This window comes from Pseudochelatococcus sp. B33 (genome assembly GCF_053570585.1).
In genome coordinates, this window is record NZ_JBSEFH010000026.1 from 12,631 (window position 1) to 28,897 (window position 16,267).

Consider the following 16,267-nt stretch of genomic DNA (forward strand, 5'->3'; position numbering starts at 1 on the left):
TGACAGGCGAAATTCCTTACAACAGACGCGCTCTAGATCTAGAGAAGACCCCTCCGGGCGAGATTGCGCATCAGGTGGCTGACGCCGAACGTCCATGGCGGGCACTGGTCCGTCGGCCGCACGCGGTTGGCGAGCGCGCCGAGCCGTGCGCTGGCGATGCGCACCGCGTCGTCGGTTCTGTGGGTGAAGCCGAGACCGGGGCCGTCGCGGTCCTGGGTGGGAGCGAAGAGCGTGCCCAGAAACAGCACCAGCCCGTCGGGATAGGAATGGTGCGCGTTGACGGCCTGCGCGACGATGTCGGCCGGATCGCGGCTGATCTGCGCCATGTCGGACGCGCCCTCGAGACGGAAGCCGTCGGGCCCCGTCACCGTGAGCTCGACCTGCGCCGTGCGCACGTCGTCGAGCGAGAATCCGCCGTCGAAAAGCCGCAGGAACGGGCCGACGGCGCAGCTTGCGTTGTTGTCCTTGGCCTTGGAGAGCAGCAGGGCCGAACGGCCCTCGAAATCGCGCAGGTTGACGTCATTGCCGAGTGTCGCGCCGACGATGCGGCCCGAGGACGCCACCGCGAGCACGATCTCCGGCTCGGGATTGTTCCATGAGGAATCCGGCCGCACGCCGATGTCCGCGCCCCAGCCCACGGCCGAGAGCGGCTGTGCCTTGGTGAAGATCTCCGCGTCCTTGCCGATGCCGACTTCGAGATACTGGCTCCAGATGCCCTGCGCGGTGAGCACCTCCTTCATCCGGTCCGCCTCTTCGGAGCCCGGACGCAGCCGCCGCAGATCGTCGCCGATCACGGCCGCGATGTCGCGGCGGATGGCGACGGCGGCGGCCGGGTCGCCCTTGCAGCGTTCCTCGATCACGCGCTCCAGCATGGAGACGGCGAAGGTCACTCCCGCCGCCTTGATCGCCTGCAGGTCGATGGGCGCGAGCAGCCACGGCCGGCCGGGATCGCGGCCATCGGGCGGGGTATTGGCGAGCACCGGCGCGAGCGGGCCGATCGCCTCCCCGGCCGCGCCCGCCAGCGCTGCCGGCGGGTCATCCGTCTCGCACAGGTCGCGCACGGTGGGGAACGCGGCTGTGATGTCGACGAGTTGCCCACCGTCGAGCCTCACCACCGATGGCCCCTCCCGGTCGGGGCGCCAGATGCGCCCCACGAGCGAGGCCGCGGCGTGGTCGGAAGGGAGGATGTCGGCGATGGATGCTGTTGCTTCAGTCATGTTTCCTCTTTCCTCCCGTCCGGACCGTGCTCTAGCTGTTTGATTTAGCGCGTTTTCTTCACGCAAACCGGTGTCCACTTTGCTTGAAAACGCTTTAGAAGATACCGGCCGGCGGTCAGTCCGCCAGATCGGCCGGCAGGGATTGCCCGAAATGTTTCTCGTAAATGGCGTTCAGCTTGCCGTTCTTCAGGTTGGCCAGCACCCATTCGTCGAAGGCCTCGCGCAGCTCCGGCTCGTTCTTGCGCAGGCCGATCGCCATCGGATAGGCGGCCATCTCGATGCGCACCTTGAGGCCGCGGTTGGGGTTCTGTTCCGCGACGGAGTTCGCCGTGGACAGGGCCGCCGCGAACACCCTCTGCTGGCCGGTGGCGATCGCGGTGTTGGTCGTCGCCTCGTCCTCGTAGCGGACGATGTTGGCGGACACGGCAGCCTCCTTCACGGTGCGGGTCAGCTCGATGTCGGCGGTGGTGCCGCGGGCGACGGCGATGGCCTTTCCGGCGAGATCCTTCGGCTCGGCGATGCCTTCGCCGTCGGGGGCCGTGATCACCACGGGCACGACGCCGTAGGGGCGCGAGTAGTCGATGACCTTCTTGCGCTCTTCCGTGATGGAGAACGAGGCGATGATCGCATCGACCTTGTTCGACAGCAGGAAGGGAACGCGGTTCGCGCCCGAAACTGGAACGAGCTGCAGCTTGACGCCGAGATCGTCGGCCAGGAGCTGCGCGGTTTCCACGTCCGATCCCGCCTCCTTGGCGGCCGAGTCGAGATATCCGTAAGGCGGATGGCTGACGTCGACGCCGATGATGATCGTGCCGCGCTGCTTGATGTCCTCAAGAGCGTTCGCGTTCGCGATACCCGTGCCCAGGGCGAGCGAGAGCAGCGTCGCGCCCAGCATGCGTGCAAATTTCATACTTTCCTCCCGATTCGATAATAACGATGTGCAGGTGAATATCCATTCGTATGACGCAGACCTGGAGTGCTCCTCAGAGGCCGTTGCCGACGAATTGCTGGAGTTCGGGTGTCGTCGGGGACACGAGCATCTCGCCGGTGCCCGTTTCCCAGATCTTGCCGTGATGCATGAAGACCACCTTGTCGGCGACGGAGCGCGCGAAGGCCATCTCGTGCGTCACGATCATCATGGTCATCCCGCCCGCCGCCAGGCGCTCGATGGTGCGCAGTACCTCGCCGGTGAGCTCGGGATCGAGCGCGGAGGTGACCTCGTCGAACAGGATGAGCTTCGGCTTCATGGCAAGCGAACGGGCGATGGCGACGCGCTGCTGCTGCCCGCCGGACAACTGCTCGGGATAGTTGCCGGCCTTTTCCAGGAGCCCGACCTGCGCCAGCACCTCGGCGGCGAGATCGTGCGCCTCCGCCTTGCCGATCCGGTAGACCTTGCGCGGCGCGAGGGTGACGTTCTGCTCCACGGTCAGGTGCGGGAACAGGTTGTAGCTCTGGAAGACGATGCCGACGTCCTTGCGCAGCTCCCGCAGATCGACGGCGCCGGCATGCAGCGCGCGGCCGCAGACGATGAGCTCGCCGGCGTTGATCTTTTCGAGGCCGTTGACGCAGCGCAGCGCGGTGCTCTTGCCCGAGCCGCTGCGCCCGATCAGCGCCACGACCTCGCCCTGGCGAATCTCGAGATCGATACCCTTGAGAACTTCGAGATCCGCGAAGCGCTTGTGCACGTCGCGAAAGGATACCAGCGGCAATTCGGACTCTGTCATGCGCATTTCCTTGGGCGGGTGATGGGACGCCGGCTGACCGCGCCGGGGCGGGGCGATGGCGACGCTGTTCATGGATCAGCCTCTTTGCAGGTGCTTCTCGAACCGGCTCGCGAGACGGGACATCGGGAAGCAGATGACGAAATAGATCAGGGCGGCGATGGTGAAGACGGTGAACGGCATGTAGGTGGAATTGTTGATGACCTTCGCCGAATAGGTCAGATCGAAGAAGCCGATCACCACCGAATACGACGTGTTCTTCACGATCTGGACCATGAAGCCGACGGTGGGCGGAATGGCGATGCGCGTCGCCTGCGGAAAGATGACGTACCAGAACCGCTGGGCCGAGGTCAGCGCCAGGCACTCGCCCGCCTCCCACTGGGTGCGCGGAACCGCCTGGATGCAGCCCTTCCAGATCTCGCCCATGTAGGCGGAGGCGTAGAGCGTCATCGCGATGCCGGCAGCGACCAGCGCTGGAACACTGAAGCCGCCGATGCTCATGCCGAAATACACCACGAACATGATCACCGGCAGCGGAATGCCCTGAATGAGCTGGACGTAAAGCCCCGCCGCCACCGATGTCGGCTTGTTCCGGGAGGCGCGGGCGAGCGCGACCGGCAGCCCGACGATGGTGCCGCCGACGAAGCCGAGCAGGGACAGGACGACGGTCCAGCCCGCACCGCGGAAAAGATAGAACAATTGATCGACAGTCAAACCAAGCATCGTCATTCTCATACGGGCTGAATGGGTGCAACGCCGCCCGCGATCGCCGCGAACCGGCGATCGCGGGCGAGCCTACAAGGGGGTGCGCAGACGGCGCCGGCGCGGAAAGGACACTTCCGCGAGACCGAGCAGCGTCAGGCGCAGGAACGTCGCCAGACCAAGGTAAACGACGGCGACGACGAGATAGACCTCGAAGCCGCGGAAGGTGAAGGACTGGATCATGTAGGCGACGCCGGTCAGCTCCTCGGCCGAGATCTGCGACATGATCGACGTCGCCAGCATCATCAGCACGAACTGGCTGACGAGTGCCGGATAAACTCTCTCGACCGCCTGCGGCAGCTCGACGCTCAGCACGGTCTGGACCGGCGAGAGCGCCAGGCACGACGCCGCCTCGCGCTGGCCCCTGGGAATGCTCTGGAACCCGGCACGCATGATCTCGGCCGTGTACGCGCCCACGTTGATTGTCAGCGCGATGACCGCCGCGAAGAAAGGCCCGGTGTGGATCTGCAGCACCGCCAGACCGAAAAACAGCCAGAAAACCTGGATGATGAGCGGCGTGTTCCGGATGGCCTCGACATAGAACGTCGCCGCGCGCCGGAGACCGGGACCGCCGTAGAGACGCGCCAGCGCGCAGGCCGTGCCGAGGATGAAGCCGGGGATGATCGACGCGAAGGTCATGCCCAGCGTCAGCCATATGCCGTGTACCAGGTCCGGCAGATAGCCGCTCAGGAATGAGAAATCGAATTCATAGGACAAGATATGCGTCCTCCCGGACAGAAAGGCATTCGGGCTCGGAGGGAGTGCACTGCCCACCCTCCCCGGTTCCGGACAGCGCAGATTGCCTGCGTCACGCCGCCCGACCGGGCCGATCAGCCTGTCTGGAATTTTTCTTGACAGAATCCGTACCATATTCGAATATTGCACGCAACAATCATTTTTCAATAATAAGTGGTCGCCATGCAAACCGATGTCTCTCCCGCCATCCTCCTGAATTCGCTGGACAATGTGGCCGTCGCCCGCGCCGCGATTCCGACGGGGACGGAGATTTTTCTGAACGACCGCAGGGTCGTCGCCGAGGACGATATCCCGAGCGGCCACAAGATCGCGCTGGAGCCGATCGAGGCGGGGCGGCCGGTGCTGAAATACGGTCAGACGATCGGCATCGCGAGCCACCCCATCGCCGCGGGACAGCACGTCCACCTGCAGAATCTGGCCATGCAGGAAAGCAACGTCGAGCATCATATCGCGGAGGCCGCGGCCCGCACGCCGCTGCTGCCCGAATCGCAGCGGCGCACGTTCCAGGGCTATCGCCGCGCCGACGGCCAGGTGGGCACCCGCAACTATATCGGCGTCATCTCGTCGGTGAACTGCTCGGCGACCGTCTCGCGCATCGTCGCCGACATCTTCAACCGGCAGGGCGGGCTCGACGGCTTCGACAATGTCGACGGGGTCGTCGCCCTCACCCACGGCACGGGCTGCGCGATCAACACCAGGACCGAGGGCTATCTCTACCTGACGCGCACGCTCGCGGGGTATGCGCGCAATCCGAATTTCGCCGGCATCCTGATGATCGGCCTCGGCTGCGAGACGAACCAGATCGACGCCATCACCTCCCGGTTCGGGCTCAAGGAAGGACCGCTGCTGCGGACCATGACCATCCAGCAGCTCGGCGGCACGCGCAAGACGGTGGAAACGGCGGCCGCGATCATCCGCGAGATGCTGCCGCTCGCCAACGCCGTGGCACGCACGACGCAGCCGCTCGCCGGCATCAAGCTCGCCCTCGAATGCGGCGGGTCGGACGGCTATTCCGGGATCTCCGCCAACCCGGCGCTGGGCTTTGCGGCGGATCTGCTCGTGCGCCACGGCGGCACGGCCGTTCTCGCCGAGACGCCCGAGATCTACGGCGCCGAGCACCTACTGACCCGGCGCGCGGTCACGCCGGAGGTGGCGCAGAAGCTCCTCGACCGCATCGCGTGGTGGCGGGTCTATACCGAGCGCAACGGCGCGGAGCTCAACAACAACCCCTCGCACGGCAACAAGGCCGGCGGCCTGACCACCATCCTCGAAAAGTCGCTCGGCGCGGTTGCCAAGGGCGGCACGATGCCGCTCGAAGCCGTCTACGAATATGCCGAGATCATCGACCGCTCCGGCTTTGTGTTCATGGACACGCCCGGTTATGATCCCGTCGCCGTGACCGGGCAGCTCGCCGGCGGATGCAACGTCGTGGTGTTCACGACCGGCCGCGGCTCGGTCTCCGGCTTCAAGCCCGCGCCCACGATCAAGGTTGCGACCAATACCCCGATGTACGAGAGGATGAGCGAGGACATGGACATCAACTGCGGCGAGATCGTCACCGGCAAGGATACGATCGAGGCCGCGGGCGAGCGCATCTTCGAGAAGGTGGTCGCCATCGCCTCGGGAGAGCGGACGCTGAGCGAGCTTTACGGCTACGGCGACAACGAGTTCGTGCCGTGGCAACTTGGGGCTGTGACTTGACGGAAAGACCCTCCGCGCGCGGTATCGACCGGACTCCCGCCTACGCGACGATCGCGGCCCATCTGCGGTCCCGCATCGCCGATGGCGCCCTGCCGCCCGGCACCGTGCTGCTGGAGGGGCCGCTCGCCGAGATCTTCTCCCTGAGCCGCATGCCCGTGCAGCAGGCGCTCGCCGTGCTGGAGACGGAAGGCCTCGTCGGCCGCTTCAAGGGCCGTGGCCTGCTCGTGCAGGACGTGAACGGCAGCAAGGCGGAGAACGCGTCGCTGACCCCGAGGCGCGTCAAGATCACGGCGCAGATGCTCGGGCTCGGGGAAAGCCCGGCCACGCGCAATTTCGCCTGGGAGACGCTCTATTACGAGTTCGAACGCGGGATCATCCTGAATTCCGTGTTCGGCCGCTTCCGGGTCAACGAACTGGCGCTGGCGCGGCATTTCAACGTCGGGCGGACCGTGGCGCGGGATCTGCTCATCCAGGCGCAGCATACCGGCATCGTCCAGAAGGGCGAGAAGGCGCACTGGTGGATCGTGCCTCTCGACAGGGACCGCTTCCGCAATCTCTACGAGTTGCGCGTGCTGCTGGAGCCCGCGGCCCTCAAGGGCGCGCTGCCGAGAATGTCCGAAGATGCGCTCAAGGCCATGGAGCGGCGTGTGCTCGCGGTGATCGAGACCTATCCGAACAACGAGATTGCAGTGCTCGACCGGCTGGAGAACGACCTGCACCTCGATTGCCTCGGGCACTCGCCCAACGTCGAGATCATGGCCGCCCTCAACCGCACGCAGTGCCTGCTGGTCGCGGGCAAGCACATTCAGGTCGCCCTCGGGCGCACGCCCGATCCCTTCATGGAGGAGCATCTGCAGATCTTCCGCGCCGGCCTCGACGGCGATGTGGACGGCGCCTGCCGGGCGCTCGTCGCGCATCTGCGGGCCTCGGCGGAAAAGGCCGAGGAACGGCTCGAGTCGTTCCACAGGAGCACATCGCCCACCCCGCCGCCCTACATTGTCACCGGCTGACGGCGACGCCAGCCCGGCCGGGCCGCCCCGCGCCGACATTGACTTGTGGCCTCGACCGCAGGATATCTTATGCGCGTCGGCGCCAGGGAGCGGCCGATGGAAAATCGGAAACGCACAGCCGCTCTGTCCCTTTGAATTCATGCGTCAAGCCTGTCCGGAAAGCGGTACCCGCGGCCTGATGCACCAGAGCGAAAGATGCTGGAGGCTCGATATGACCGAATCATCCGAATACACGCCACCGAAGATCTGGACCTGGAAGAAGGACAACGGTGGCGCATTTGCGAGCATCAATCGCCCGATCGCCGGACCGACCCACGAGAAGGAGCTGCCCGTCGGCAAGCATCCGCTGCAGCTCTACTCGCTGGCGACGCCCAATGGCCAGAAGGTCACGATCCTGCTCGAGGAATTGCTCGCCCTCGGCCATGCGGGGGCGGAGTACGACGCCTGGCTGATCCGGATCGGCGACGGCGACCAGTTCGGCAGCGGCTTCGTCAAGGTCAACCCCAATTCCAAGATCCCGGCGCTGCTCGACAGGAGCGGCCCGGAGCCGATACGGGTGTTCGAGTCCGGGGCGATCCTGCTCCATCTGGCGGAAAAGTTCGGGGCTTTCCTGCCGAAGGAGCCGGGAGCGCGGGCGGAGACGCTGTCGTGGCTGTTCTGGCAGATGGGCAGCGCGCCCTACATCGGCGGCGGCCTTGGCCATTTCTACGCCTATGCGCCGGAGAAGATCCGCTACGCCATCGACCGGTTCGCCATGGAGGCCAAGCGCCTGCTCGACGTGCTCGACCGGCGTCTCGGCGAGGCGCCCTATCTGGCGGGGGACGACTACACCATCGCCGATATCGCCGCCTTCCCTTGGTACGGCGGTCTGGCGAAGGGCTGGCTCTACGGCGCGGGCGAGTTTCTGCAGGTGCAGGACTACAAGAACGTCCAGCGCTGGGCGGATGCGATCCTCGCGCGCCCAGCCGTGCAGCGCGGGCGCAAGGTCAACCGCATCAACGGCGATCTGGCCGACCAGCTCCACGAGCGCCACGACGCGAGCGACTTCGACACCAGGACCCAGGACAAGCTGATCGCCACGACATAAAGGCGGCCGGTGATCAGGGATCGACGAAAGGACAGGTCATGGCCGCTTCCCCTTCGCGCTTGACGCCCGAGCAGGTGGACGGACTGGCGCAGAGCCTGCCGCAATGGCATGTCGTCGATGACGGCAAGGCCATCCGGCGGGCGCTGAAGTTCCGGGATTTCCGGCAGGCGTTCGCCTTCATGACCGCGATCGCGGCCGTGGCGGACGAGACGGACCACCATCCCGACTGGTCCAACAGCTACAACCGCGTCGACATCAGCCTGACGTCCCACGACGCCGGCGGCCTCAGCGAGCGGGACATCCGTCTCGCCGAGGCCATCGACGCGGCCGCGGCCCGTTTCGGCGCGGTGGCCGGTTGATGCGCTAACCCACGACGGCAGCGTGCCGGGAAGCCCCGGCCGCCGCCGCGCCGGCCGCCAGCGCGTTGCCGGTGGCCATGATGGTCGGCGCGTCGATGTCGAACGCGCCGGCTGCCGCCGTCAGGCCGCGGAGCGGGCCCTGCCAGACCCTTTGATCGGGCCGCGCGACCGATGTCGCGAGCACGGCCGGCGTATGCGGGGCCGCGCCGTGGGCGAGGAGATTGTCCACGATCGCGGACAGCGTGCGGCGGGGCATGTACCAGACATGGGTCGTCGCCGGATCGGCGAGCGCGCGCCAGTCGAGATTCGCCGGCAGGTCCCCCTTGCGCGAATGGCCGGTGACGAAGCGCACCGACTGGGCGCAATCCCGATGCGTCAGCGAAAGCCCGAGGCTCGCCGCGAGCGCAAAGGCGGTGGAGATGCCGGGCACCACGGAGACGGGGATGCCTTCGGCCTCGAGCCGGGCGATCTCCTCCCCTGCCCGGCCGAAGATCATCGGGTCCCCGGCTTTCAGACGCACCACGTGCCGGCCCCGCCGCGCGAGCGACACCATCAGATCGTTGATGTCCTCCTGCCGGCAGCTCTCGCGCTTTCCCCGCTTGCCGACGAGGATGCGCCGGGCCTCGCGCCGTGCGAGTTCGAGCACCTCGGCGGACACCAGATCGTCGAACAGGATCACGTCGGCCGATTGCAAGGCGCGCACGGCCTTCAGCGTGAGATACTCGGCGTCGCCGGGCCCGGCGCCGACGAGCGTCACGCGCCCTGCCCGCGCATTCCGCGCTTCGGCGATGAGGGCGTCCGCGTCCGGCGCGGAGGGGGCGCCGGTGAAGCTCATGTCGGCGAACCGCTCCCAGAACGCGCGCCGCTCCGCGCCGGGCCGGAGCGCATCGCATACCCGCGCGCGCACGGATTGCGCCAGTTTCGCCCAGCCGCTCAGCGCGCCGGGCAGGAGCGTCTCGATGCGCCGGCGCACGGCCTGCGCGAGAATCGGGGCCGCGCCGTTGGTGGAGATGCCGACGACCAGCGGCGAGCGGTTGACGATGGCGCCGAACTGGAACTGGCAGAACGCCGGCCTGTCGATCACGTTGACCGGCACGCCGTGGGCGCGCGCTGTCGCGGCGAACGCAGCCGCCTCATCCTCTCCGCAGTCGCCCACCGCGAGGGCGAGGCCAGACCAGTCCGCCTCCCGCCAATCCCGGCCGGTCAGCCTCACCATGCCGCGCGCGGCCAGCGCCTCCATGTCGGGGCAGGCCTCGGCCGCGTGGACGGTGACATCGGCGCCGGCGGCGGCCAGAAGCTCGGCCTTCCACGCCGCCGGCTCCCCGCCGCCGCTCACCAGCACACGCCTGCCCTTCAGGTCGAGGAAGACCGGCAGCACGTCGAGGGCACCCGTTCTGGGGCGTTCGGCCTCACTCGGCCGCCGCGGGACGATATGCATCGATGAGCCTCCTGATCTCCGTGCGGCAGGAGCCGCAATTCGTTCCGGCCTTGAGAGCGGCCCCGACCGCCTCGACGCTCCGGCATTGGCCGAGGGTTATGGCGTCGGCGATCTGGTTGGCGCCGACGCCGAAGCACGAGCAGACCAGCGCGCCCGGATCCGGTCGGTCGGCGCCGGGGCGGCCGGAGAGCAGTTCGGCCCGCCGCAGCGGGTCGGCATGGACTGCGCCGAGCTGCTCGACCGCCCATTGCCGCGACACGAGCACCGGATCGGGCGAGAGATAGAGTGCGAAAGCAAGCCGCTCGTCCTCGAACAGCGCCATGCCGACCCGGCCGAAGCGGGCGTCGCGGCTGACGGCCGGCGTGAGGGCGTCGGACAGGCCGAACATCCGCCGCGCGGTCTCGATCAGATCGTCCGGCCGCGCGAAAAAGGCCAGTTCCGCCCGCCATCCGCCGGGCGCGGGCGCGAGCGCCCAGTAGTCGGCACCCGCCAGCGACGGCCGCTCGCGGGACACGGCGAAGCCATAGAGCGCGACATCGACCGGGCTCAGGCTGGCCCGGCCCATCTTGAGCGCCGGCTGGCCGGAGGCGGGATCGGCGAAGGCGCCCAGCAGGGCGTTGACGCGGCCCGTGGAGGCGGTCTCGCCGGTCCAGTGCATGGGCACGAACACGCTGCCCCTGCGCACCCGGTCGGTGATGAGCGCGCGCACCACGGCCGCGCCGTGGCGGTTCTCCAGCCGCACGAGCTGCGTGCGCCTCACGGCGAAACGCTCGGCGTCGTCGGGGTGGATCTCGGCGAAGGGTTCGGCGTAGTGCGCTGACAGGCGCGCCGTCCTGCCGGTGCGGGTCATGGTGTGCCAATGATCGCGCACGCGGCCGGTGTTGAGCAGCAGTTGCCCGGGCGCAGCGCCTTTGGGCGGCGGGGAAGCGAGCGGCAAGAGCCGCGCCCGGCCGTCGGGCGTATAGAATCCGCCCCCGGTGAAGAAACGCCGCCGCCGCGGGCCCGAACGCGGGACCGGCCACTGGACCGGCGCGAGCGTCTCGTAATCGGCATCCGCCAGCCCGGATATGTCGAGGTCGCGGCGGCCAGCGTTCTCGAACCCGGTGAGGCGCGCATATTCGGCGAAGATATCGGCGGGAGAGGTGAAATCGAACGCCTCGCCGAAGCCGAGCCTCCTGGCGACCTCGCAGATGATCCACCAGTCGGGCCGCGCGTCTCCCGGCAGGGGCAGAAAGGCGCGCTGGCGCGAGATGGTGCGCTCGGAATTGGTGACGGTGCCTGCCTTCTCGCCCCAGCCGGCGGCGGGCAGGAAGATGTCGGCGCAGCGCGCCGTATCCGTGGTGGCGAACATGTCCGACACGATGACGGTGTCGCAGGACTTGAGCGCCCGTTTCGCCGCATCGGCGTCGGGGAGCGAGACCACGGGATTGGTCGCCATCACCCAGACCGCCTTGATGCGGCCTTGCGCAATGCTCCTGAACAGATCCACCGCCTTGAGGCCGGGCTTGCGCGCGATGCGGGGCGCGTTCCAGAAGCGGGCGACGAGATCGGCCTCGGCGAAATCGATATGTGCGGCGAGCATGTTGGCGAGGCCGCCCGTCTCGCGTCCGCCCATGGCGTTGGGCTGGCCGGTGATGGAGAACGGCCCCGTGCCGGGCCGGCCGATCCGCCCGGTGGCGAGGTGGCAGTTCAGGATCGCGTTGACCTTGTCCGTCCCCGAGGTCGACTGGTTGACGCCCTGCGAGAAGACGCTCACCACCTTTCCGGTCCGCGTGAAGAGGTCGAAAAAGAGCTGGACGTCCTGCCGCGCGAGGCCCGTCGCCTCCGCGACGCGTGCCGGGGTCCAGCCGCGCACGGCGTCGAGCGCCTGCGCAAGGCCGGTGGTGTGGTCGGCGATGAAGCGCCGGTCGAAGGCGCCCGCCTCGGCGAGATGCGCGAAGAGCCCCGAGAACAGCGCCACGTCCCCGTCCGCCGCGATCGGCAGGTGCAGGTCCGCGCCTTCGGCGGCGTTGGTGCGGCGCGGATCGATGACGACGAGGCGCATGCCCGGCCGCTTCTCGCGCGCGGCGAGGATGCGCTGGTAGAGGACCGGATGGCACCAGGCGAGGTTGGAGCCGACCAGCACGACGAGATCGGCCAGCTCCAGGTCCTCGTAGCACCCCGGAACCGTGTCCGAGCCGAAGGCGCGCTTGTGGCCGGCCACGGACGAGGCCATGCACAGGCGCGAGTTGGTGTCGATGTTGGCGGTGCCGACGAAGCCCTTCATCAGCTTGTTGGCGACGTAGTAATCCTCGGTCAGCAGTTGCCCGGAGCCGTAGAGCGCGATCGCGTCGCGCCCGTGCGCCTCGATCGCCGCTGCAAGGCGTGCCGCGACCGCGTCGAGGGCCGCCTCCCAGCTCGCCGGCCTGCCGTCGATGAGCGGCGTGAGCTGGCGGCCCTCCAGCGAGAGCGTTTCGCCCAACGCCGAGCCTTTCGAGCACAGACGCCCGAAATTGGCCGGGTGATCGGGGTCGCCGGCAATCGTGACCGTCCCGTCCGGCCGGGGAGTGGCGATCACGCCGCAGCCGACGCCGCAATAGGGGCAGGTGGTTCTGACAGAAGCCGTCAAGTCGCGTCCCCTCACTCGGCCGCGATCGCTACGGCGAGCCCGGCGGCCATGAGGATGCGGCCGCCGTCGAGCCGCAGGGGAACCGTGCGCACGCGCCCTTCGTCCGCGCCCTGGGCCTCGCCCGTCTCCAGCGAGAACACCCAGTTGTGCAGCGGACAGGTCACCGCCGCGCCGTGCACGATGCCCTGGCTCAGCGGCCCGCCCCGGTGCGGGCAGCGGTCCTCGATGGCGTAGACCTTGTCGTCGATGGTGCGGAACACGGCGATGGTGCCGGCGGGCGTCTTCACGCACCGCGCGCCGCGGCGCGGGATATCGGTGATCGCGCCGATGTCGATCCAGTCGTTCATGCTCGTCACTCCGCCGCCTGAAGGGGCACGCCGAACTCGGCCATGGCCGCGAATTCGTGGGCGTCCTTGCCGTTGACCCGCTCTCTCCAGGGATCGACCTGCGCGAATGTCTGTGAATGGACGAAGCGCTCGAAATAGTGGCGGCGCCTGTCCCTGTCCTCGACGATATTGGCGCGGATGGAGTCCGTCCCGACACGCTTCGCCCACTTGTAGATGCGTTCGAGATAGCGCCCCTGCTCCCGGTAGAGCTGGACGAGCGCCGCGATGATCTCCACCGCCTCGTCCTCGGTCCTGGCGTGGCAGAGGACCTCGGTGCCCTTGATGTCGAGCCCGGCCGCGCCGGCGAAATGGATCTCGAACCCCGAATCCACGCAGATCACGCCGACGTCCTTGCAGGTGGCCTCGGCGCAGTTGCGCGGACAGCCCGAGACCGCCATCTTGACCTTGGCCGGCGTCCAGCTCCCCCACATGAACTTCTCGATCCGCACCCCGAGCCCGGTGGAATCCTGCGTGCCGAACCGGCACCAGTCCGACCCCACGCAGGTCTTGACCGTGCGCAGCCCCTTGGCATAGGCCGCGCCCGACACCATGCCGGCGGCGTTGAGATCGGCCCACACGGCGGGCAGGTCCTCCTTGCGCACCCCGAGCAGGTCGATGCGCTGGCCACCGGTGACCTTGATGGTGGGGATGGCGAACTTGTCCGCCACATCCGCGATGGCACGCAGTTCGCGCGGGCTGGTCAGCCCGCCCCACATGCGCGGCACCACCGAATAGGTGCCGTCCTTCTGGATGTTGGCGTGGACGCGCTCGTTGATGTAGCGCGACTGGCTGTCGTCGTCGTACTCGCCCGGCCAGGTGGAGAGCAGGTAGTAGTTGAGCGCCGGGCGGCACTTGGCGCAGCCGCAGCTCGTCTTCCATTCGAGCTCCTGCATCACCGCCGGAATGGACTTCAGCTCCTTGGCGACGATCAGGCGGCGCACCTCGTCGTGGCCGAGATCGGTGCAGAGGCAGACCGGGGTCACGGCGGCGGGGTTGTAGGCGTCGCCCAGCGTCGCCGCGAGCAGTTTCTCCACCAGCCCCGTGCACGACCCGCAGGAGGCCGAGGCCTTGGTGTGGGCGCGGACATCATCGAGCGAGGTCAGGCCCCTGCTGATGATCGCGCCGGTGATCGTCGATTTGCACACGCCGTTGCAGCCGCAGATTTCCGCATCATCCGGCAAGGCTGCAACGGCCGCCATAGGGTCCAGTTGAGCGCCCCCCTGATAGGATTGCCCGAAGATCAGCGTATCGCGCATGCCGCCGATATCGGTGCCGCGCTTCATCAGGTCGAAGAACCACGCGCCGTCCGACGTCTCGCCGTAGAGCACCGTGCCGATGATCCGGTCGTCCTTGATGACGAGCCGCTTGTACACGCCAGCCGAGGCATCGCGCAGCACGATCTCCTCGCGGTCGTCGCCCTCGGTGAAATCGCCGGCGGAGAAGAGGTTGACGCCGGTGACCTTGAGCTTGGTCGAGGTGACCGAGCCGTGATAGGCGGCGGGCTCGCCGCACAGCGTCGCGGCCAGCACCTTGGCGGATTCGTAGAGCGGCGCGACGAGCCCGTAGACCATGCCGCGGTGCTCGGCGCATTCCCCGAGCGCGAAGACGTCGGGGTCGGACGTGCGCATCCGGTCGTCCACCACGATGCCGCGGTTGACGGTGAGCCCGGCGGCCTTCGCCAGGGCCGTCGACGGGCGGATGCCCGCCGCCATCACCACGATGGAACACGGGATGACGGTGCCGTCGGCGAGTTCGACGGCCTCCACCGCGCCATTGCCGAGAATGGCCTTCGTGTTGGCCTTGCAGCGGATGTCGATGCCGCGCGTGGCGATGTCCTTCTCCAGCAGGTAGCCCGCGGCGGGGTCGAGCTGGCGCTCCATGAGGGTCGGCATGATATGCAGCACGCTCACGTCCATGCCGCGCATCTTCAGCCCCGCCGCGGCCTCCAGCCCCAGCAGCCCGCCGCCGATGACCACTGCCCTGCCCCCTTTCCCGGCGGCGGCGAGCATCCGCTCCACATCGTCGAGATCGCGATAAGCCAGCACGCCGTCGAGATCATGGCCGGGCACCGGGATGATGAACGGCGTCGAGCCCGTGGCGATGACGAGCTTGTCGTAGGCCGCGACGATGCCGTTGGCCGATGTCACCCGCCGCGCTTCGGTGTCGATGGCGGTGACGGGCGCGCCCTTGTGGAGCGTCACGCCGTGCGCCGCGTACCACGCATCGGGATGGATGACGATGTCCTCGAAGGTCTTCTCGCCGGAGAGCACGGGCGAGAGCATGATGCGGTCGTAGTTGACGCGCGGCTCGGCGTTGAAGACCGTCACCGCATAGCGGCCGGGAGCGGTCTCGAACAGATGTTCGAGCATGCGGCCGGGGGCCATGCCGTTGCCGATGATGACCAGTTTCTCGACCATCATGCCGCCTCCACGAACCTGTGGCGCTCATAGAGGAACTTGAGCACCGCCTCGCGGCATCTGAGATAGGAGCGGTCCGACGCGAGCTCGATGCGCCGGCGCGGGCGGACGAGCGGCACGTCGAGCACCTCGCCGACGGTCGCGGCCGGGCCGTTGGTCATCATCACGATCCGGTCGCTGAGCAGCACCGCCTCGTCCACGTCATGGGTGATCATGATCATGGTGTTGCGAAGCCGCGCGTGGATATCCATGATCTGGTCCTGCAGATGGGCGCGGGTCAGCGCGTCGAGCGCGCCGAAAGGCTCGTCGAGGAGCAGGATCTTGGGCTCCATGGCGAGCGCCCGGGCGATGCCGACGCGCTGCTTCATGCCGCCCGAGATCTCGCCGGGGCGCTTGTCCTTGGCGTGGGCCATCTGCACGAGGTTCAGGTTCTCCATGATCCACGCATGGCGTTCGGCGGCGGACCGGCGGCCGAAGACCTTGTTCACGGCGAGCTTGACGTTGTCGTAGACCGTGAGCCACGGCAGCAGCGAGTGGTTCTGGAACACCACCGCCCGCTCCGGGCCGGGGGCGTTGACTTCCCTGTTCTCCAGGATCACGCCGCCGCTCGTCACCTCCACGAGGCCGGCGATGAGGTTCAGCAGCGTCGATTTTCCGCAGCCGGAATGGCCGATGATCGAGACGAACTCGCCCTTGTCGATGACGAGGTTGATGTCGCGCAGGACATCGCTCTGCCGCCCGCCGCGGCTGAAGGTCTTGCAGATGTGGTCGAGCTTGAGATAGGCGTTCGGATAGGCGTTCATGG

14 protein-coding genes are annotated in these 16,267 nt (G+C 67.8%); 4 read left to right on the top strand and 10 right to left on the bottom strand.

Features of this window, described 5'->3' with window-relative positions; all coding sequences use genetic code 11:
* Positions 1-38: 38 nt before the first annotated feature.
* From ACUSIJ_RS23665 to ACUSIJ_RS23685, 5 genes are all read right to left on the bottom strand, one after another.
* Entirely contained in the window at positions 39-1,217 is a 1,179-nt protein-coding gene (locus ACUSIJ_RS23665; RefSeq protein ID WP_449310886.1) for a fumarylacetoacetate hydrolase family protein, read from the bottom strand.
* Positions 1,218-1,332: 115 nt separating this feature from the next.
* Positions 1,333-2,127, bottom strand: a complete 795-nt coding sequence (locus ACUSIJ_RS23670) for a transporter substrate-binding domain-containing protein (protein ID WP_449310887.1) — start codon at positions 2,125-2,127, stop codon at positions 1,333-1,335.
* A gap of 73 nt (positions 2,128-2,200) precedes the next feature.
* The gene (locus ACUSIJ_RS23675; protein ID WP_449310888.1) at positions 2,201-2,941 is read right to left on the bottom strand and encodes an amino acid ABC transporter ATP-binding protein; all 741 of its coding nucleotides are present in this window, start codon (positions 2,939-2,941) and stop codon (positions 2,201-2,203) included.
* Between the two features lie 75 nt (positions 2,942-3,016).
* Complete coding sequence (locus ACUSIJ_RS23680) at positions 3,017-3,661, bottom strand: amino acid ABC transporter permease (protein ID WP_449310889.1); 645 nt, start codon at positions 3,659-3,661, stop codon at positions 3,017-3,019.
* A gap of 72 nt (positions 3,662-3,733) precedes the next feature.
* Complete coding sequence (locus ACUSIJ_RS23685) at positions 3,734-4,417, bottom strand: amino acid ABC transporter permease (RefSeq protein ID WP_449310890.1); 684 nt, start codon at positions 4,415-4,417, stop codon at positions 3,734-3,736.
* A gap of 201 nt (positions 4,418-4,618) precedes the next feature.
* Between ACUSIJ_RS23685 and ACUSIJ_RS23690 the strand changes: the two genes are divergently transcribed.
* The 4 genes from ACUSIJ_RS23690 to ACUSIJ_RS23705 all read left to right on the top strand — a co-directional run bounded on the left by ACUSIJ_RS23690 (position 4,619) and on the right by ACUSIJ_RS23705 (position 8,613).
* A complete protein-coding gene (locus ACUSIJ_RS23690; RefSeq protein ID WP_449310891.1) occupies positions 4,619-6,157 on the top strand; it encodes a UxaA family hydrolase in 1,539 nt (512 codons plus the stop codon).
* Positions 6,154-7,167 carry a GntR family transcriptional regulator gene (locus ACUSIJ_RS23695; protein ID WP_449310892.1) on the top strand — a complete coding sequence of 338 codons (1,014 nt, stop codon included), beginning with the start codon at positions 6,154-6,156 and terminating at the stop codon, positions 7,165-7,167. Before ACUSIJ_RS23690 ends, ACUSIJ_RS23695 begins: the two co-directional genes overlap by 4 nt.
* A gap of 211 nt (positions 7,168-7,378) precedes the next feature.
* On the top strand, positions 7,379-8,254 hold the full coding sequence (yghU, locus tag ACUSIJ_RS23700; RefSeq protein WP_449310893.1) for a glutathione-dependent disulfide-bond oxidoreductase: 876 nt from the start codon (positions 7,379-7,381) through the stop codon (positions 8,252-8,254).
* A gap of 38 nt (positions 8,255-8,292) precedes the next feature.
* Positions 8,293-8,613 (top strand): 4a-hydroxytetrahydrobiopterin dehydratase, encoded by a 321-nt coding sequence (locus ACUSIJ_RS23705; protein ID WP_449310894.1) that lies wholly within the window; start codon positions 8,293-8,295, stop codon positions 8,611-8,613.
* A gap of 4 nt (positions 8,614-8,617) precedes the next feature.
* Here the strand turns inward: ACUSIJ_RS23705 and cysG are convergent, their stop codons facing one another.
* From cysG to ACUSIJ_RS23730, 5 genes are read right to left on the bottom strand one after another with little or no spacing between them, the layout of a single operon-like run.
* Positions 8,618-10,051, bottom strand: a complete 1,434-nt coding sequence (gene cysG / locus ACUSIJ_RS23710) for a siroheme synthase CysG (protein ID WP_449310895.1) — start codon at positions 10,049-10,051, stop codon at positions 8,618-8,620.
* Positions 10,023-12,659, bottom strand: coding sequence for a nitrate reductase (locus ACUSIJ_RS23715; RefSeq protein ID WP_449310896.1), 2,637 nt, complete (start codon positions 12,657-12,659; stop codon positions 10,023-10,025). Before ACUSIJ_RS23715 ends, cysG begins: the two co-directional genes overlap by 29 nt.
* 11 nt (positions 12,660-12,670) lie before the next feature.
* The gene (gene nirD / locus ACUSIJ_RS23720) at positions 12,671-13,006 is read right to left on the bottom strand and encodes a nitrite reductase small subunit NirD (protein ID WP_449310897.1); all 336 of its coding nucleotides are present in this window, start codon (positions 13,004-13,006) and stop codon (positions 12,671-12,673) included.
* A 5-nt stretch (positions 13,007-13,011) separates the two neighbouring features.
* The gene (gene nirB / locus ACUSIJ_RS23725; protein WP_449310949.1) at positions 13,012-15,462 is read right to left on the bottom strand and encodes a nitrite reductase large subunit NirB; all 2,451 of its coding nucleotides are present in this window, start codon (positions 15,460-15,462) and stop codon (positions 13,012-13,014) included.
* Complete coding sequence (locus ACUSIJ_RS23730) at positions 15,462-16,265, bottom strand: ABC transporter ATP-binding protein (RefSeq protein WP_449310898.1); 804 nt, start codon at positions 16,263-16,265, stop codon at positions 15,462-15,464. Before ACUSIJ_RS23730 ends, nirB begins: the two co-directional genes overlap by 1 nt.
* Positions 16,266-16,267 lie beyond the last annotated feature (2 nt).